Source organism: Promicromonospora thailandica (assembly GCF_024171955.1).
GTDB classification, from domain to species: domain Bacteria; phylum Actinomycetota; class Actinomycetes; order Actinomycetales; family Cellulomonadaceae; genus Promicromonospora; species Promicromonospora thailandica.
In genome coordinates this window covers 44768-63117 of the sequence record NZ_JAMTCS010000003.1, presented here as the reverse complement: position 1 = coordinate 63117, position 18350 = coordinate 44768, and the positions used below count along the sequence as shown (strand labels likewise).

Annotated in this window: 13 protein-coding genes; 5 read left to right on the top strand and 8 right to left on the bottom strand. The window is 75.9% G+C overall.

Annotated elements, in window-relative coordinates:
• Positions 1-53: 53 nt before the first annotated feature.
• From APR03_RS05580 to APR03_RS05565, 4 genes are all read right to left on the bottom strand, one after another.
• Positions 54-1325, bottom strand: a complete 1272-nt coding sequence (locus tag APR03_RS05580) for an NAD(P)/FAD-dependent oxidoreductase (protein ID WP_253833545.1) — start codon at positions 1323-1325, stop codon at positions 54-56.
• 38 nt (positions 1326-1363) lie between these two features.
• Entirely contained in the window at positions 1364-1720 is a 357-nt protein-coding gene (locus tag APR03_RS05575; RefSeq protein WP_253833544.1) for a DUF1232 domain-containing protein, read from the bottom strand.
• Between the two features lie 81 nt (positions 1721-1801).
• Positions 1802-2485 carry a YdcF family protein gene (locus APR03_RS05570; protein WP_253833543.1) on the bottom strand — a complete coding sequence of 228 codons (684 nt, stop codon included), beginning with the start codon at positions 2483-2485 and terminating at the stop codon, positions 1802-1804.
• Between the two features lie 205 nt (positions 2486-2690).
• Positions 2691-2969 (bottom strand): helix-turn-helix domain-containing protein, encoded by a 279-nt coding sequence (locus APR03_RS05565; RefSeq protein WP_253833542.1) that lies wholly within the window; start codon positions 2967-2969, stop codon positions 2691-2693.
• Positions 2970-3125: 156 nt separating this feature from the next.
• On the opposite strand from APR03_RS05565, the gene APR03_RS05560 reads away from it, so the two are divergent.
• The 3 genes from APR03_RS05560 to APR03_RS05550 are packed head-to-tail and all read left to right on the top strand — an operon-like array spanning position 3126 to position 9312.
• Positions 3126-4643, top strand: coding sequence for a DUF3375 domain-containing protein (locus tag APR03_RS05560; RefSeq protein ID WP_253833541.1), 1518 nt, complete (start codon positions 3126-3128; stop codon positions 4641-4643).
• The gene (locus tag APR03_RS05555) at positions 4640-5356 is read left to right on the top strand and encodes a DUF4194 domain-containing protein (protein WP_253833540.1); all 717 of its coding nucleotides are present in this window, start codon (positions 4640-4642) and stop codon (positions 5354-5356) included. Before APR03_RS05560 ends, APR03_RS05555 begins: the two co-directional genes overlap by 4 nt.
• Positions 5356-9312, top strand: a complete 3957-nt coding sequence (locus APR03_RS05550; RefSeq protein WP_253833539.1) for an ATP-binding protein — start codon at positions 5356-5358, stop codon at positions 9310-9312. Before APR03_RS05555 ends, APR03_RS05550 begins: the two co-directional genes overlap by 1 nt.
• 133 nt (positions 9313-9445) lie before the next feature.
• On the opposite strand, the gene cofE is transcribed toward APR03_RS05550, so the two are convergent.
• On the bottom strand, positions 9446-10228 hold the full coding sequence (cofE, locus tag APR03_RS05545) for a coenzyme F420-0:L-glutamate ligase (RefSeq protein WP_253833538.1): 783 nt from the start codon (positions 10226-10228) through the stop codon (positions 9446-9448).
• Between the two features lie 153 nt (positions 10229-10381).
• Between cofE and APR03_RS05540 the strand changes: the two genes are divergently transcribed.
• Complete coding sequence (locus APR03_RS05540) at positions 10382-11881, top strand: serine/threonine-protein kinase (RefSeq protein WP_253833537.1); 1500 nt, start codon at positions 10382-10384, stop codon at positions 11879-11881.
• Positions 11882-11898: 17 nt separating this feature from the next.
• On the opposite strand, the gene APR03_RS05535 is transcribed toward APR03_RS05540, so the two are convergent.
• Genes APR03_RS05535 through APR03_RS05525 form a run of 3 tightly spaced genes read right to left on the bottom strand, consistent with a single transcriptional unit; the run spans position 11899 to position 14569 of the window.
• A complete protein-coding gene (locus APR03_RS05535; RefSeq protein WP_308216444.1) occupies positions 11899-12891 on the bottom strand; it encodes a TIGR03557 family F420-dependent LLM class oxidoreductase in 993 nt (330 codons plus the stop codon).
• Positions 12892-12924: 33 nt separating this feature from the next.
• The gene (locus tag APR03_RS05530; protein WP_253833536.1) at positions 12925-13800 is read right to left on the bottom strand and encodes a hypothetical protein; all 876 of its coding nucleotides are present in this window, start codon (positions 13798-13800) and stop codon (positions 12925-12927) included.
• A 46-nt stretch (positions 13801-13846) separates the two neighbouring features.
• Entirely contained in the window at positions 13847-14569 is a 723-nt protein-coding gene (locus APR03_RS05525; RefSeq protein ID WP_253833535.1) for a DUF6597 domain-containing transcriptional factor, read from the bottom strand.
• Between the two features lie 142 nt (positions 14570-14711).
• Here APR03_RS05525 and APR03_RS05520 point away from each other — a divergent pair, with 142 nt between their 5' ends.
• Entirely contained in the window at positions 14712-18332 is a 3621-nt protein-coding gene (locus tag APR03_RS05520) for an ATP-binding cassette domain-containing protein (RefSeq protein WP_253833534.1), read from the top strand.
• The last annotated feature ends 18 nt before the right edge of the window (positions 18333-18350 follow it).

The following is an 18350-nucleotide window of genomic DNA, read 5'->3' as shown; positions in this document are numbered from 1 at the left end:
TCGTGGACCCCGGGTGCAGGCAGAATCTCAATTCTGACAGATGCCGCACCGGCTCACCGACGTGCCCGGCCCGGCCCGACCAGCGGCCGCAGGATGCTCCCCACCAGGCGCAGCAGCCCGCGCGAGCCCGCCGACTGCTCGTCGAAGAGCATGAGCGCCACGTGCGCCATCGCCTCGTCCGACGCCGCCACGGCCCGGGTCGCGGTGCCCGCCCACGCGCGCGAGCTCATGAGCCGCTGCGCCAGGTAGCACTCCCGGTAGTGCCGGCCGAACCGGTCCCGGTGCGCCCGCTCGAAACCGCCCAGCGCGCCCGCCAGGTGCGCGCCGCGCCAGTCCTCGCCCGCGCGGTCCAGGGCGCCGAGGTGCTCCGCGAGCTGCACCCCGGCGGCCATGCCGTAGAAGATGCCCTCGCCGCTGAGCGGGTTGATCGTCGCGGCGGCGTCGCCGAGCAGCACGGCGGCGCGGCCGGGCGCCGTCATCGGCGTGCGGGCCGCGGCGTGCGGCAGCTGGTGCGTCGCCACCCGGCCCAGCCCGGACACCTCGAAGCCACGCCCCCGCAGGTCCTCGACGTACAGGTCGAAGAGGTCACGCAGCGTGCGGCCGTGCCGCGCGGTCTGCCGCTTGAGCTGGTCCACAGGCAGGCCGACGCCGATGTTGGCGCCGTCCCCCGGCAGCGGGAAGACCCACCCGTAGACGGGCAGCAGCGACTCCAGGAAGTCGAATCGCAGGGTGTCGCCGACGGGCTTGTCGGGATGCGTCACGGTCCCGTACGCGCGCATGGCGACGTGCGTGTGCCCCATCGCGGGGCGGTCGACACCGAGGGCCCGCCGCACCGTGGAGTAGGCGCCGTCCGCGCCGACCACCAGGTCGAAGGCGGTCTCGCCGGACGGCAGGTCGACGAGCTCGCCGTCCCCCGTGGCCGTCATGCCCCGGAACGCGACGCCCTCGTGCACGTCCGCGCCCGCGTCGCGGGCGGCGCCCAGCAGGAGGTCGTCGAGCACGAGGCGCGGCGCGACGTACCCGGCGAGGTCGTGCCCGTCCATGAGCGGGCCGCGCGCGAACGCCTCCACGCCGCCCGGGCCGCTGATCGCCACGGACATCGGCATGTGGAAGTCGCGCAGCAGGTGCGACAGGCCGAGCCCGTCGAGCACCCGCCGGGCGCCCGGGCCGAGCCCGTCGCCGCAGGTCTTGTCGCGCGGGAACGTCGCCTTGTCGATGAGGGTCACGCGGGCCCCGGGCAGCTCGCGCCGCAGGGCCACCGCCGTCACGGCCCCGGTGGGACCACCCCCGACGACGAGGATCCGGGGTGCTTCGGTGCCGGCCACGCCGTCGACCCTAACCCCGCCCCGGCCGGTCGACCAGGTCAGCGGCGAGGTCTGCGGTCGGTCACGTCCTCGGCCGTGCCCGGGACGGTGTTGCCGGGGGCGCCGGGGCCGGGGCGCGAGGTGCCCGTCGTCGGGCCGCCCGGGCTCCCGCCCGTCGTCGGGCCCGAGGCGCCCGGCACGTCCCGGTGCTTGCGGAACCGCTGCACCGCCTTGTAGAGCGTGACGCCGGCGATGATGATCGCGATCGCGTCGTCACCGAGGCCGAGCGGGCCCAGCACGCCCTCCGACAGCAGGTCGATCGGGCTGGCCACGTACCCCGCACCCGCGATGAAGGTGAGGATCTCCTGCCACGTGAACTTCCTGGGATCCTTGCCCCGCTTGTTTTCCTCGCCCATGCCCCGGAACGTAACGGAGAACGAGGCGACCCGCCAGGGATGTACGGATCATCCGCTTCGTGACATCGACCTCAGGTGGCTTTACACGTCGATCGGACGCCGGTCCTCCACGAGCCGTGACGTGTAGCCGGCCGACACGAGGCGGTCGAAGGCGCCCATGACGTCGTCCGGCACGTCCTCCTCGTGGGCGATGAAGCCTCGGTCCGCGTACAGGGTGAGCCGCTGCGTCTCGCCGACGAGCATGTCGACCACGCGGTCGGCGTCCCCGATGGTCCCGACGTACGCGTCGAGGCCCAGGGGACGGGAGACGCACAGCACGTCGACCTCCGGCCAGACCACGCGGCACGTCGCGAACGCCCGCCGCCGCTGGTACGGGTGGGAGACCAGGAGCACGGACGACGGCTCGATGCGGTGGTCCGCGAGCACCTTGCGGCTGTACTCCAGGTTCTCGCTGGTGTTCGTCGCGGACGGCTCCACGAGCACGGCATCGGCCGGGACTCCCCGCGCGACCGCGTGGTCGCGGTAGCCGAAGGCCTCGCCCTCGGGGAAGGCGTCCACCGTCGTCGGGGCGTTCGCGCCCGTGAACACGATCTGCCGGAACAGTCCCTGGAGGTAGAGGTCGGCCGTGTAGTCGGCCACGCCGAGGTCGTGACCGCCCAGGCCGATGCAGACGTCGACGGGCCGCGGCTCGTGCCGCAGGTCGTGGAACGCCCACAGCGTCTCCACGTCCGCCCGCACCGCGGCGGGGATCATGACGTTCGGCATATGACGACCATATTGCGCGGCTGAATGTCGGGCACAACCTGAGCGTGCTGCGCTGGTTGAAATTTGTGGCATTTGCGCTCAATGTCACAAGTCGCGGGAACAGGCGGCAGACCGCCCCTTCCCCTGCCGTCATGGCCCCTGTGCAGGCATCCCATACGAGACCTCCCCTACGAGGACAAGGTAGCGGACACGGGCGAGACCACCCCTACCGGTCGCGCCCGCCCTCCCCCTCCTCGTCGACGTCGCCGGCCCCGACGGGATGGTCCTCGAGGCGCCCGGTGAACAGGTCGTAGTACTGCAGGTGCAGGTGGTACCCGGCGCCCAGGGCGAGGCGCCGGATCATCCCGAGCGTCGGCTCGACCCGCCCCGACTCGATGCGGCTCACCGTCGACGTCGGCACGCCGGCCAGTACCGCGAGCGAGCTCATGCTGAGCTGCCGCTCGTCTCGGATCCTGATCAGGATCTGGGCTGCGGTCGTGAGCAAGGCGCCCTCCCGTCGACGCTGGGCCATCGAGGACGCACCGTCCCCGCGCCCGAACTCTATACCTCTATGCGCCTTGCGGCTCGGCGACGAGCGGACCCCCGTGTGTTTCCGCCGGGGGTGCCGTACCGACACATTGGGCTACTACTCTCAGCCCCCATGGGTACTGCGAGCTCACCGGGCGACGGCGCTGCGGCCCGGCCGGCCGCCGGGCACGGTTCGGGGCGCCGCGGCCAGGCGGCGCGCGCCGTGCGCGCCCTCCTCCAGGAGCATCCCGCGTGGGTGCTGCTGCGGTCGCGGAACGCCGCGGCCGCCGTGGTGCTGCTGGAGCGCCACCTCGGCGCGGCACGGCGCCGGCTGCCGGTCGAACAGCTCGCCGACCGCATCGACGACGACATCCCCGAGCTGCGGCGCGCCGGCTTCGAGCTGCCGTACTCCGGCTGGTTCTACGTCTCGGAGTGGATCGACGAGGGCGTGCTCGTCCGGCGCCGGGCCGCGCCGGCCACGAGCGACACCGCCACCGAGACGGTCGAGCTGTCGGACGGCGCCCTGGTCGCCCTCCGCTTCGTCGCCCGCCTCGGCAGGCCGCACCCCGCCGTCACCCCGTCCCGGCTCGGAGCGGTGCTCGACGGGCTGCACGCGCTGGCCGACGAGGCCGACCCCGACCCCGAGGCGCGCCTGGAGTCGCTGCTGGAGCAGCGGGCCGCCCTCGACGCCCGCATCGAGCGCGCCCGCCGCGGCGACTCCGCGCCGCTGCCACCGGAGGCGGCCGCGGAGCGCGCCCGCGAGGTGCTCGCGCTCGCCGGCGACATCCCCGCCGACCTGGCCCGGGTGCGCACCGAGCTGGAGCGCACCGACCGTGAGCTGCGGCGCCGGCTCCTGGAGTCCGACGGCTCGCGCGACACGTTCCTGGACGACATCTACCGCGGCGTCGACCACCTCGCCGAGTCGGAGGCGGGACGCGGCCTGGTCGCGTTCCGGGACCTCCTGCGGCAGGCGGAGCACCGCGCGCAGGACGACGTCGGCCGCGTGCTCGACTCGGTGCACCTCGCGCCGCCGGAGGCGTCCGCCCTGCGCCGTCTGCTGCCCACGCTGCAGGACGCCGCGGACGAGCTGACCGACACGATGACGGCGCTGCGCCGGGCGTTGCAGCGCATGGTCCGCTCCGGCGAGCTCCCCGCGGAGCGCGCGCTGCGGCGCCTGCTCGGCGAGGCCCAGGACGCCGCGCTCGCCGCCGCGGCCGACGTCCCGGCGGGCACCGAGATGCGCCTGACGCTGCGCCTCGGCGACGTGGCCCCCCGGTCCCCCGGCGGGTTCGTGCCGCACAACCCCGGTGGCGAGGACGCGGAGGCACCCGAGGCCGCGCCCGCCGCGGCGCCCCGCCCCGTCTCGCTCACGGCGCTGCGGGCCATGGCCCGCGACTCGGAGATCGACGTGGACGAGCTGCGCGGGCACGTGAACGACGTGGTGGACGGCGCCGGCCGGGCCACCGTCGCCTCCGTGCTCGCCGCGCACCCGGCCACGCAGGGCGCCGCGAGCGTCGTCGGCCTGCTGACGCTCGCCGAGGAGCACGGCACGACCACGGGCGGCACCGAGGACGTGAGCTGGCGGTCCTCGCGCGGCGTCGCGCGCCGGGCCGTCCTTCCCCAGCACCAGTTCGAGGAGCGAGTCCCGTGACAGAACCCGACGTGACCGGCCCCGCGCGCGCGGACCTGCGCGCGGCACGGCCCGGAACCCCCGCCGGCCGGACGACGTCCGCGCCGTCCCCCGGGAGCACCGCGGGGAGCGCCGTCGGCCGCGAGCCCGACGACGCCGGCCGCGGGAACCGCCTCTGGCCGGACGACCGCGGCACGCTGCCGGCCCCGGCCCGCCTCGCCCTGGCCCGCCTGGTACGCGGCCCGTACCTCGCGGCGGAGACCGACCCGGACACCTGGCGCGCGCTGCTGACGAACGAGGACGTGGTCCGCGAGCGCCTGGCCGACCAGTACCTCGACCTGGTGGTGGACGCCGACTCGCAGGTCGCCTTCGTGCGCGACGTGCCGACGGCGGACGCGCCGCGGGTGGTGCGCGAGGTGGCCCTGACGTTCCTCGACACCGCTCTGCTGCTGCACCTGCGCGGCCTGCTGCTGGACGCGCCGGACAGCCGCGTGGCGGTGAGCCGGGACGAGGTCGCCGACCACCTCGGCGCGTACCGGCGGCGAGGCGGCGCCTCGCCCATGGACTTCTCCCGGCAGCTGGACGCGACGTGGGCGCGGCTGGTCGAGTCGGGCATCCTGGAGCCGCTCGGCGGGGACCGCGCGGCCGTCTCGCCGGTGCTGCGGACCGTGTTCGGCGCGGACCAGGTGGCGGCGCTGAGCACCGAGTACGCCCGACTGGCGAAGGAGAGCTGATGACGTCGCCGCACCCCGGACAGTGGCGCCTGGCGCGCATCGAGCTGGTGAACTGGGGAACGTTCTCCGGGCACCACGTGGTGCCCGTCCCGCGCGAGGGTTTCCTGCTGACGGGCCACTCGGGCTCGGGCAAGTCGTCGGTGGTCGACGCCGTGGCCGCCGTCCTGACCCCGCCGGAGCACCTCCGGTTCAACGCCGCCGCGGCGGGCACGGGCACGACGGAGCGCGAGGCGGGCGACCGCGACGTCGTCTCCTACGTGCGCGGCGCCTGGCGGCACCGCACGGACGAGAGCACGGGCGAGGTCGTGGCCGACCATCTGCGCCCCGGTGCGACGTGGTCGGGCGTGCTGCTGCGGTACGCGAACGGCGCCGAGGGCCCGGGTTCCGTGGTGACGCTGGTGCGGCTGTTCCACCTGACGCGCGGTTCGTCGGCGCCGGCGACGCTGCACGTCGTGGTGCCCGGTGAGGTGGGGCTGCTGGACCTCGAGCGGTACGTGCGGTCCGGCCCCGACGCCGCGGGCGTGTCCGCCGCATGGCCGGAGGCGACGGTGAGCGAGCGGCACGGGCCGTTCGCGGCGGCGTTCACGCAGGCCCTGGGCATCGGCTCGGAGCAGGCGCTGGTGCTGCTGCACCGCACGCAGTCCGCGAAGAACCTGGGCAGCCTGGACGACCTGTTCCGCGGGCACATGCTGGACGAGCCCGGCACGTTCGAGCTGGCCGCCCAGGCCGTGGAGCAGTTCGCGGACGTGGCACGGGCCTACGCCGACATCGAGACGTCGCGCCGCCAGATCGAGCACCTGAGCCGTCTGGCGTCGCTGACCAAGGCGTACGACGAGGGGTCGGCGGCGGGTGTGCGCGCCGCGACCCTGCGCGGGTCGCTCGAGACGTTCAAGGACGCCTGGAAGCTGGACCTGGCGCACCGGGCGCTGGCCGAGGCCAGGGCGGCCGAGGAGCGGGCGCAGCACCACCGCAAGGCGGCGGACACCGAGGTCGACGTCGCGGCGAACACCCACCAGCAGGCGGTGAACGTGCTGGGCGCCCGCGGCGGGCAGGCCCTGGCCACGCAGGCGGACCGGCTGCAGCGCGCGGGCGAGATCGCGGCGCTGGTGCGGACCCGGCGCGGCGAGCTGGCCACGGACCTGGAGTCCGTGGGCATGAACATGCCGGAGACGTTCGCGGAGTTCGCGGCGCTCAAGGAGAAGGCCCGCTGGGAGCTCGGTGGCACCAAGCCGCCCGCGACCGGCGCCGTGCCGACCCTGACCGGCGCCGTCCCGGCCGTGACCAGCGGGCAGGTGCCCGCGGTGACGGGGGCGACGCCGTCGGTCGAGACGGGGGCCGTGCCGTCGGTGGTGACGGGTTCGCTGCCGTCGGTGGCGACGGGCGCGCTGCCGTCGGTCGCGACGGGGGCCGTGGCGGCCGTCGGCAGGCAGCGGGCCCCCGAGGCGCTCGACGCCGGCATCCGGGAGGCGCTGGCGGCGCGCTCCGCTGTCGGGCTGCGGCACGAGGCCGTGGCCTCGCGGATCCAGGCGGTACGGCAGAACCGCACGAACGTGCCGGCCGACCTGGCCGCGGCACGCCGGGCGGTGGCCGAGCGGGCGGGGCTCGACGTCTCGGCGCTCCCGTTCGCGGCGGAGCTGCTGCGCGTCCGCGAGGACGACGCCGCCTGGCGCCCCGTGATCGAGGCGGTCCTGCGGCCGCTGGCCACGCTCGTGCTCGTGGCCCCGGCCCACCGCGCGGCCGTCGCGGGCGCCGTGGGGGCCGGGCCGGGTCTGCGCTACCGCGTGGTGGGGGTGCGCAACGACGCGCCCCGGTCCGCCGACGACGCCTCCCTGGTGCACAAGATCGAGGTGGCCGAGGGCCCCATGGCGGGCTGGCTGCACCGCCGGCTGTCCGAGCAGTACGACTACCTGTGCGTGGACGACCCGTCGGGCCTCGACCTGCACGAGCGGGCCGTGACCCGCGACGGGCTGGTCAAGCACGGCCCCGAGGAGATCGAGCAGCCCGAGCTGCCCGGTGTCGAGGACTGGGCGCTCGGCTGGGACGCCGACGACCGGCTCGACCAGCTCCTCGAGCTCGCGCGCGCGACCCAGGCCCGGCTCGCGGAGGCCGACGCCGCGGTGGCCGACGCCGTCGCCGAGCAGCGGGAGGCCGTGCGCCGACAGCTCACGCTGCGGCACGTGGCCCGCCGGGAGTGGCGCGAGGTCGACATCGACACCGCCGAGGCCGACCTGACCGACGCGCAGGCGTCGTTCGACCGGCTGCTCGACGGCACGATGGACCTGCTGCAGGCGTCGCAGGACGTCGCGGCCGCCGAGACCCGGCTGGACCAGGCGCGTGCGGCGGCCGCCGAGGCGGCCGACACGCTCGCGGAGGCCCGTGCGCACCGCCGCTCCCTGGAGCGCGTGGTGGCCGAGCTCGGTGACGCACCGACGACGGCGATCCCGCTCGCGCACCGGGAGGAGCTCGAGAAGCGGTACGCCGCCGTGCGCACGACGGTGACCCACGAGGTCATCGACGACGTCTCGCTGGCCGTGTCGCGCACGCTCGACGCCGAGCGGGAGGCCGGGCTGCGCTCGTCCGCCGCCGCGGAGCGGGAGATCGTCGGGCTGCTGTCGGAGTTCCGCCGGCGCTGGCCCGCGATCACGCGCGACCTGACGGCACAGGTGGGCGACCGCACCCGGTACCTGGAGGTGCTGGAGCGCATCCGCACCTCGCGCCTGCCCGAGCAGGAGGCGCGGTTCTCCGACCTCCTGACCGACCAGGCGCGCCGCGCGCTGCGCAAGCTCGCCGCCGAGATCAGGCAGGCGCCCGCGACCATCCGCGAGCGGATCGTGGGGGTCAACACGGCGCTGCGTCGGTCCCCGTTCGACACCGACCGGTACCTGGAGATCCGGGTCAAGGAACGCCGTCCGGCCGCGGTCGAGGAGTTCCTCTCGACGCTCGACACGCTCACGGGCGAGGCCGAGCCCGAGTACGAGGTGCTCGAGCGGCTGGTGCGGCGCCTCGGGTCGAGCGACCCCGCCGACCGTGCGTGGCGGGCGCTGTGCTTGGACACGCGCCGGCACGTGCACTTCACCGGTGTCGAGGTCACGGCGGGCGGCATCGCGCTGGCCGTGCACGACTCCTCGGCGGGCCTGTCCGGCGGCCAGCGCCAGAAGCTCGTGGTGTTCTGCCTCGCGGCGGCGCTGCGCTACCAGCTCGCGGGGACGTCGGACTCGGCCGCCCCGGCGTACGGCTCCATCCTGCTGGACGAGGCCTTCGACAAGGCGGACACCGCGTTCACCCGGACCGCCATGGACACGTTCGCGGCGTTCGGCTTCCACATGATCCTGGCGACGCCGCTCAAGCTGCTCCAGACCCTGGAGGACTACGTGGGCGGCATCGGCCTGGCCACCTGCCGGGAGATGCGGGAGTCGCGCGTGGACGTGGTGCTGCTCGAGAAGCCGCTGCCCGAGGTGGACCCGGTGCCGTCGGCGACGCGCGGCGGGACGGGCACGGCGGCCGGTGGGGTGGGCACGGCGGCCGGCGCGACGGGCACGGCGGCCGGCGGGGTGGGCGCCGCCGAGCCGGCCCGCCCGGGTGGCGACGGCGCCGTCGGGCCGCAGCGCGCGACCGCACCGGTACCGCCGCCTCCCCCGCCGCCCCCGGCCACCGAGGCACCGCGACCGACCGGGACGCACCCGTCGTCGCCGGTGCCTGACCCGGCGGGAGCCGACCGGTCGGCGCCGCCGGGAGGCGCCGGGACCCCGGCGTCGCCGTCGGCTCCGGCCCCTGCGGCGGCGGCTCCGGCTCCGGCCGCGGTTCCGGCTCCCGCTGCGGATACCGACGCCGGGGCGGCCGGCGACGGGCCCGAGCCGGACTGGTCGGTCACCGTGCCGGCACCGACCGACGCCGCCCCGGGGACGGACGAGTCGTCGCCGGTCACGCGGATCACGTCCCGCCGTCCGACGATCTAGCCCCGCCGCCCGATCACCGCACGTCGCCCGGGAGGCGCCTGGACCCGCGCGAATCACCTTCGAGACCGAGGTTGCTTGGCTTTGCGGGCCCGCAAAGCCAAGCAACCTCGGTCTCGAAGGTGAGGGGCGGGCGTCAGTCCCGCGCCGCGCGGCCGTCCGACAGCCCGCGGGCGTAGGCCTCGGCCGATCCCTCCCGGAACAGGTCGTCGGCGCTGCCCCGTACCAGCACGCGGGCGCCCGGGCCGTCGTCGTCGGTCACGTGGTGACCCATGCCGCGGACGACGGCGACCGCCCGCCCGCTCGACTTGCCCCGGACCAGCTCGGACGCCGCGGCGATCTCGTCCACCACCGCGGTGACGGTCACGTTGAGCGGGCGTCCGTGGCTGTCGGCGCTGCCGCGCAGGTCGTCGGTGGGTGCGATGCCCGCGCAGCCGATCGCGATGTCCACCAGCGCGTCGCGCCAGGGCCGGCCGGCGGTGTCCGTGACGACGACGCCGATCCGCCGCAGGCCGAGCCGCTGGGTGAGCGCCGCGCGGATCGTCCGGGCCGACGCGTCCGGGTCGACGGGCAGCAGCAGCACCGTCCCCTCCGGGGTGTTGCTCGCGTCCACCCCCGCCGCGGCCATCACGAGGCCGAGCTTGTTCTCGACGATCCGCAGCGGCGGCTGCCCGGGCCGCTCGCGCCGGGCCACGACCCGCACCGTCTCGGACGTGATCGCCTCCTCGCGGTCGGCGGCGGCCACCACCCGGCCCTCGGCCTTGGACACGATCTTGGAGGTCACGACGACGACGTCGCCGTCCTGCGGCCGGTCCTGCTCGTCGAGCCCGGTCAGGAGGTCGGCGACGAGCCCGCCGAGGTCGTCGCCCGGGGTGATCTCGGGCAGGCCGTCAGGGGCCCAGACGCTGAGTCGTTCCACGGGTCCATCTTTCTACAGCGCAGGCGCTGGCCCGTGCGATATCGTTTTGGGCGCAGAATCCGAATATGTCCGGTTAACACGATCCGACCGTGCCGACCGTGACCGACAGGGGGAACGTCCGTGTTGCAGGATCCGCCCCGGCGGACCGCGTCGATGCCCGAACCTGCGGCACTGCGCTCCGGAGAACCGCGCACGATCGGCCCGTTCCGCGTCCGGGCCCGGCTGGGCAGCGGTGGCATGGGTGACGTCTACCTCGCCACCGGACGCCGCGGCCGCAAGGTCGCCGTCAAGCTGATCCGGGGCGCCCAGCTGCACGACGACGAGTTCCGCGCCCGCTTCCGGCGAGAGGTCCGGGCCGTCGCCACGGTACGCAGCCGCCACATCGCCAACCTGGTCGACGCCGACCCCGAGGCCGAGCTGCCCTGGCTCGCCACCGAGTACGTCGCGGGCCCGACCCTCTCCCAGTCGGTGGCCACCGACGGGCCGCTGGCCGAGCGCGACGTCCTGGAGCTGGTCCGGGGCGTCGCCGAGGCGCTCCGGGCGATCCACCGCGCCGACCTGGTGCACCGCGACGTCAAGCCCGGCAACGTGATCCTCGGGCCCGACGGCCCGCGGCTGATCGACCTGGGTGTGGTCGCCACGACCGACGCGACGCGCGTGACGATGACCGGGCAGCCCGTCGGCACGCCGATGTACATGGCGCCCGAGCAGGCGGCGGGCAGCCGGGCGACGTCGGCCGCCGACGTCTGGGCGCTCGGCGCCCTGGCGTACTACGCCGCGACCGGCCACCACCTGTACGAGGGCGACCACCCCGCCGTCGTGCTGTACCGCGTCTCGGCGCACGACCCGTCGTACGACGACGCGCCCGCCTACCTGCGGCCCTTCCTCGACGCCTGCCTCGTCAAGGACCCGGAGCAGCGCCCGTCGCTGGACGCGATCCTGCGCTCGCTCGGCGTGCCCGACCAGTCGGCGCTCGCGACGCTGCCCGTCGCAGGGCCCGGCCTGCTCCCCTACCCACGGTCCGGGGCACCGGCACGACGTCGCCCGCGCCGCGCCCGCGCGGTGCTGGTCTCCGCGGTCGTGGCGACCGTCGTCCTGGGCGGCGCGGCCGCCGGCCTCTGGGACTCGCTCGGGGACGACCCGCGCGGCGGCGGGGAGCAGGCGGCGACCAGCGGCACGAACAGTGGCCCGGGCGACACGCCGGAGGATCCCGGTGCGTCCCCCGAGCCGAAGGAGACCACCGGGGCGAGCGACGGCGCACCCGCGGCCGACCCGGACGGGAGCGCCTCGTCCCCGTGGCCCCAGGGTTCCGCGCGACGGCTCGGCGACGACTCCTGCTGGATCGCCTCGGTGGCCGCGGTCCAGGGGCCGCAGGCGGTGCTGACCATCTCGTGCGACCAGGCGGGCACCTCGTCCTACGGCACCCCGACGCCGCGCGAGTGGCTGGACGTCTACGCGGTCGGGCAGGACGGGACGGTCGCGCAGGCCACCGCCGCGTCGGCCACCGACTGGGACACGTTCTGGAGCCAGGGGCACCTCACGGACCCCTCGACGGTCACCGTCACGATCACGCTGCCCGACGTCGGCCCCCTGGCCGCCGTCGAGATCCGGCACGGACAGGGCTACGGCTGGCACTGGGCCGCCGGCCGCTGAGCCGGCGGACCCTCCTCCTACCGCACCAGCGCGGGCAGCACCTCGCGTCCGAAGGTCTCGATCCACGCGCGCTGGTTGCGGCCCACGTTGTGCAGGTAGATGCGGTCGAAGCCGAGGTCGACGTAGCGCTGGATCGACGCACGGTGCTCGTCCGGGTCCGCCGAGACGAGCAGCCGTCCCTCGAAGTCCTCGGGGCGCACCATCCGGGCGAGCTGCGCGAAGTCGTGCGGCGAGCGGATGTCGGACCGCGGGAACCGCATGCCGCCCACCGGCCACTCGGTGAGGGCGTTGGCCACCGCCTCCTCGTGCGTCGGCGCCCAGGACAGGTGCAGCTGCAACGCCTTCGGCATGGTCGCCGGGTCGCGGCCCGACTCCTTCGCGCCGTCCGCGAACCGGGTGAGCAGCGCCGCCATCCGCTCGGGCGGGGCCGCCTGCGTGATCAGCCCGTCCGCGGTGCGGCCCGCACGGCGCGCGGTGACGGGTCCCGCCGTCGCGACCAGGATCTCGGGCGCCACCTCGGGCATGGTCCACAGCCGCGTGGACTCCAGCCGGAAGTAGGTGCCCGCATGCTTCACGTCCCGGCCCGCGAGAGACCCGGTGAACAGCTTCCGGATGATCTCGACGGCCTCGAACATGCGGTTGATGCGTTCGGCCGCCTCGGGCCAGTACCCGCCGACCACGTGCTCGTTGAGCGCCTCCCCCGAGCCGACGCCGAGCCAGTGCCGGCCCGGGTTCATCGCCGCGAGGGTCGCCGAGGCCTGCGCCACGACGGCCGGGTGCCACCGGAAGGTCGGGGCGGTCACGGGCCCCAGGTCACCGGTCGTGTGCTCGGCGGCGGCCGCGAGCACGTTCCAGACGAACCCCGCCTGCCCCTGCTGCGGCGTCCACGGCTGGAAGTGGTCGGCGGCCATGACGCCGGAGAAGCCGTGCGCCTCCGCGAGCGCCGCGAGCTCGACGGCCTCGCGGGGCGCGAACTGTTCGAGCATCGCGGCATAACCGATGGTCACCACGCGGGACAGCCTACGGCCCGGCGCACGGACGGGTCAGAGACGTCCGTGCCGCCGGAGCGCCGCCAGGGCCCCGAGGGTGACGATGCCGCGCCAGTCGACGGTCTGACCGGGCGACCAGTGCAGGAAGTCGAACTCCCAGCCGCCGTCGTCGAGCTGCTCGTGCTCGAGCCGGTCCAGCTCCACGGCGATCTGCGCCGTGGTGTACAGGGCGCGGCTGGGGGTGCCGGGACGGGGGGAGATGGTCAGCGGCCGCAGGACCTCGCCGTCCTGCCCGCCGTCCACCGGGATGGTGCCGTCCGCGCGCAGGGCGGGGCGGAGCCGTTCGACGGCGGCGGCCGCGCGGTCCGGTTCGGGCACCGCGTCGAGGAACGCGACCGCGAAGTGGACCGTGTAGCCGCCCACCATGGCCTCGCCGTCGAGCTGTCGCCAGCACCACGCGGTGGCGGCGTCGAGCCACGGGTGCTCCACGCCGAGCTCCCACAGGTGGGCGGCGATGCCGAAGGTGAGCATCCCGCCGTCGTTGGGCACCATCCACGGGGCCGCGGGGTACCCGGCCGCGGTGGGCAGCACGTGCGGTACGCGGCCGTCGGGGAGGCTGACGGAGGACAGCCAGTCTGCGGTCTCGCGGGCCAGGGCCTGGACCTCGGGACCGGTGCCAGGGCCCAGCTCCGCGAGCACCTCCAGCGCGGACAGGGCACCGGAGACCTGGCTGTCGGGGCCGCGCAGGTCGGGTTCGAGGGCGTGCCCCCAGCCGCCGTCGTCGTTCCGGTAGGGACGCAGGGCGTCCAGGACAGGGGCGGCCGGGGCACCGTCGAACAGCACGGCGACGCGGTGCCGCTCCAGGAGTCGGGCGTCGTCGTAGAGGAACCGGCGGGCGGCCGCGAGGTCGATCGTCGTCGGTCCGGTCATGTCTGCGGTCCTGTCTGTGCTCGTGTCCGTGCCCATGTCGGTGACGTTAGGCGGCGGTCAGGGTGGCGTCTTCCAGGAATCGGACGGGGGTGAGCCCGGTGAGCCGGCGCACCTCGTCCGACATGTGCGCCTGGCTGGCGTAGCCGGCGGTGAGGGCGCGCTCCGCGAGCGGCGACGTCCTGCCGAGTCCGACGAGGCGGCGCAGGCGGGCCACCCGGCCGAGCGTCTTGGGCCCGTACCCGACGGCGTCCACGGTGCGCCGGTGCAGGTGGCGCTCGCTCACGCCGAGCTCGGCGGCGACAGCCGAGATCCGGGCGCCGGGCGCGCCGAGCCGTCGCGCGGCGGCGGCCACGAGGCCGTCGCGTTCCGCCCGCCGGCGCAGCACCGCCCGCGCCAGGAGGTCCAGCCTGCCTGCCGGGCCCGCCGCGGCGAGCGCCTCCGCGAGGGCGGGGGCGACGTCGGGCCACACCTCGGCGAGCGGCACCCGCCGGTCGCGCACCTCGGCCGCGGGGAGGCCGAGGACGGCGCCGGCGGCACCCGGGCGCAACCGGATCCCACTGGTGCGCGACGCCGGTGCCGTTCCCGACCGGGCGACCACCGGGCCCGTGTCGGCGCCGACGACCACCAGCTCGCCGTCGAGCCGGACGAGGTCCACGCAGCCGTCGGGGATGATCCGTTGCTCCCCGCCCGGCGCCACCTGGTGCTCCCACAGGCACGCCACGACCGGCAGCAGGCCGGCGGGCGGTGCGAGCTCTCGGTACGTGGTCATGGCCGCCACGGTACGCGCGACCACCGACACGGCATCGCCGGCACGCGTCGGGCCTGGTCGAGGCCGGACGGGGGTGGATGTCAGTGGCGGGTGGCAGGGTCGTGCCGTGCCTCCCCTCCTGCCCCGGCCGAGACGCCGGACCGTGCCACGCCGCGCCGGACGCCGCTCCGTGTGGCGCCGTCGTGCGCTGCGGGTTGCCGCCGTCGCGGTCCCGGCCGCGCTGCTGGCCGCCGGGGCCTCGGCGTACGCGGCGGTCGTGACGGGCCGGATGGCGGCGCACCCGACCCGGGACACGCTGGTGGTGCTCGCGGTGGTGAGCGCCACGGTCGTCGTGCTGGACGCCGTGACGTGGCTCGTGGTGCAGCGTGCGACGGCCCGCGCGGAGGCGGTCCTGCGCGCGGACCTCGCCGCCGCGGCCCTGGGGCAGCCCCTGCCGGAGCTGGAGGAGCAGGCGGTGGGCGAGCTGCTCGACCGGGTGAACGGCGATCCCGAGCGGCTCACCCGGGCGATCAGCGGCATCGGCATCACGCTCGGCCAGGCGGGGATCAGCCTCGTCGTCGGCTGGGTGACCGCGGGCCTCGTGTGGTGGCCGGCGTGGATCGCGTTCCCGGTGGTGGCGGCCGTCGTGCTGGCCCTGGCGCGGCGGTCCGCCCGCCCGTTGCGCGACCTCAGCCGACGCAGCGCGGAGGCGGGCTCGGAGCACATGGCACAGTTCGAGGAGGCCGTGGCGGCCCGGGACGACCTGCGCACCGCCCACGGCCAGCGGTATGTGCTGCGCCGGTACGCCGAGCTCGCCGCGCGGCAGATCCGGCTCCGGGAGCAGTGGTCCGTCACGTTCTCCCGCGTCCGGCTCCGCACGGAGCTACCGCTGGACGCCCTGGTGGGCGCGGTCCTGGTGGGCGGGGTGTGGGCGGTCACCGGGGGCGCGCTCGACGTGGCGCGCCTGGTCACGCTGTGGTTGCTGGTCACCGGGTTCGTGGGCCGCGTCGACGTGCTGGGCGCGCTCCTGCCGCGTGTCGAGGAGGCGATCGGCACGTTCCACCGGGTCCGGGACCTGCTGGGCGCACGCCAAGAGGCCACCGGCGGCGACCCCTTCCCCCGGGCCGCCGACCTGGCCACGAGCGCGTCCGGCGCCAGGGTGGGCGTCGACCTCGAGCTGCGTGACCTGCGCTTCGCCTACGGCGAGGGTTTCACGCTCGGCCCGCTGTCCCTGACGGTCCCGGCGGGCAGCACGTGCGCCCTGGTGGGACGCACGGGATCGGGCAAGACGACGCTCACCAAGGTGCTGTCGCGGGCGGTCGAGCCGCCCACCGGCACGGTGTTCCTGCGCGGGCGGGACGTCACCACTTTCGACGTCGGCGAGCTGCGCAGCCGCGTGGGCGTCGTCGGGCAGCGCACCGAGATCCTGGCCGCGTCGCTGGCCGACAACGTCACCCTCTGGGCGCCCGTCCCCCGCGCCCGGGTCGAGCGTGCGATGGACGCCCTCGGCCTGACCGCGTGGGTCGCGTCGCTCCCCGAGGGCCTCGACACCCGCCTGGGCCCCGACGGCGTCACGCTGTCGGCGGGCGAGGAACAGCTCGTCGCGTTCGCGCGGCTGCTCGTGCGCGACGTCGAGGTGGTCGTGCTCGACGAGGCGACCGCGCGGATGGACCCGGCCACCGCGGAGCGGGTCACGCGCGCCGCCCGGACGCTCCTGGCCGGGCGCACCGCGGTGGTCGTGGCACACCGGCTCGCGACGGCCCGGCACGCCGACGCCGTCGCGGTGCTGGATGGGGGCCGCCTCGTGGAGCACGGCCCGTGGGACCACCTGGCGGCGTCGGAGGGGCACTTCGCCCGGCTGCTGGCGGCAGCGGGGCCCGGCGACGCCGGCACGGTGCCGGCGGGCGCGGCCGCACACTTCGACCGGACGCACGGGCCAGGCACCGACGGTCCGCCGAGAGGCGGGCCGGACGCCGACCGCCTGCCGCGCGGCGGGACGGACGGCGGGACGGACGGCGGGAGCGGCACGTCCACCGGCCCGGGCCGCACGGGACCCGGCCCCGCGCGGCAGCGTGCGGCACTCCCGCGCCGGGCCCTGGCACGGGCCGTGTGGAGCACGCTGCGCGCCCGGCCCGCCGGGCTGGTGCTGCCCGCCGTCGTCTGGGAGGTGGGTGACTACCTGACCTCCAGCGGCCTGCTGGTCGGCTGGCTGTGGGCGTCGCTCGTCGTCGGCCTCGAGCAGGGCGGCGCACCCTGGCTCCCGGCGGTCGCCATCCTCGTGGCGATCGCGGCCAACACCCTGCTGCCGCTCACCGTGCGGCGTACCAGTGCGCGCTGGTGGGCCGACTCACGTCTGCGCGTGCGGCTGGCCCTGCTGCGCGGGCAGACGGCCCAGCGCCGCACCGTGCGCGACGCCCCCGGCGAGATCACGGCCCGGGCCCAGGAGGAGTACCGCCTCACGGGCCACAGCCAGGCGTGGCGCGAGCTGCTCACGGCGCCGTTCACCCTGGCGCTGCTCGTCGTGCTCAGCGACAGCCTCCTGGCGGGCGCGATCGGGCTCACGATGGCGGCGGTGATGTTCGCGACCCAGGTGCTGGGCAGCCGCTACGTCGCGGCCGCCGCCCGCCGGGCGGGCGACGCCGCGGCCGAGCTGGGCCGGCTCCTCGGCTCCGCCCTGGACGCCGTGCGCACCGTCAAGCTCGCGGCGGCAGCCGAAGGCGTGCTCGGTCAGGTCGCCCGGGTGGACGGCCGTCGTGTCGAGGCGTCGCTGCGGGAGGAACGCACCGGGTTCCTGGTCGGGCTCGCGCCGTCCGTGCTGAGCCGGGCGGCGACGGTCCTGGCCTGGGCCCTGCACCTCGGCGGTACGTGGTCGCTGGCCACGACGCTCCTGGTCAGCACCTCGATCGGCACCTTCAGCTGGATCGGGTACGGGCTGGGGCAGCTGGTCACGAGCGGGGCGACCGCCCGGCGCTGGGTCGACGTCAGCGCCCGCTACGCCGGCACGGCGCGGCTGGCGGACGTCCCCCGCGACGTCGACCTGTTCGCGGGCACGGCGATCCCGGACGGCGGCACGCCGTTCGCCGCGCAGGAGGACGCAGGAGCGCTCCGTGAGCTGCGGCTCGACGGCCTGACCGCGGTCCACGACGACGGCACCGTGGGTGTGGCGGACGTCGACCTCACCGTCCGCCGCGGCGAGCTGGTGCTGGTCGTCGGGCAGGTCGGCGCCGGCAAGTCGTCGTTGCTCGGAGCGCTGTCCGGGCTCGTCGACACCGACGGCCGGATCGCGTGGAACGGCGCCGCTGTCGACGACCCGGAGACCTTCCTGCGCCCGCCCCGGGTGGCGCACGTGGCGCAGGTGCCGCACGTCGTGTCGGGCTCGCTCGCGGACAACGTGCGCCTCGACCACGACCGGCCCGTCGAGGAGCCGCTGCGGTCGGCCGGGCTGGAGCGCGACGTGGCGGAGGCGGGCGGCACCGGCACCCTGGTCGGCCACCGCGGCCTGCGGCTGTCGGGCGGTCAGGTGCAGCGCCTCGGTCTGGCCCGGGCCCTGGCCACGGGCTCCGACCTGCTCCTCGTGGACGACGTGTCCTCCGCCCTCGACGCCGTCACCGAGGCGGAGGTGTGGGCGGGGCTGCGCGCGACAGGCACCACCGTGCTGGGCACGACGTCGCGCGCCGCGACCCTCGCCGTGGCCGACCGCGTGGTGGTGCTCGACGGCGGGCGCGTGGCCGCCGTCGGACCATGGCACGATCTGGCCCCGCGGTGGTCCCACCTGGCCGGCTGACAGGCCGCCTCGTCCCCG

Coding starts and splice junctions, on each gene's coding strand:
- APR03_RS05530 (WP_253833536.1), bottom strand. CDS start 13,800: ATGACCGGACCGACGACGATCGACCTCGCGGCCGCCCGCCGGTTCCTC.
- APR03_RS05575 (WP_253833544.1), bottom strand. CDS start 1,720: ATGGGCGAGGAAAACAAGCGGGGCAAGGATCCCAGGAAGTTCACGTGG.
- APR03_RS05550 (WP_253833539.1), top strand. CDS start 5,356: ATGACGTCGCCGCACCCCGGACAGTGGCGCCTGGCGCGCATCGAGCTG.
- APR03_RS05525 (WP_253833535.1), bottom strand. CDS start 14,569: ATGACCACGTACCGAGAGCTCGCACCGCCCGCCGGCCTGCTGCCGGTC.
- APR03_RS05540 (WP_253833537.1), top strand. CDS start 10,382: ATGCCCGAACCTGCGGCACTGCGCTCCGGAGAACCGCGCACGATCGGC.
- APR03_RS05560 (WP_253833541.1), top strand. CDS start 3,126: ATGGGTACTGCGAGCTCACCGGGCGACGGCGCTGCGGCCCGGCCGGCC.
- APR03_RS05570 (WP_253833543.1), bottom strand. CDS start 2,485: ATGCCGAACGTCATGATCCCCGCCGCGGTGCGGGCGGACGTGGAGACG.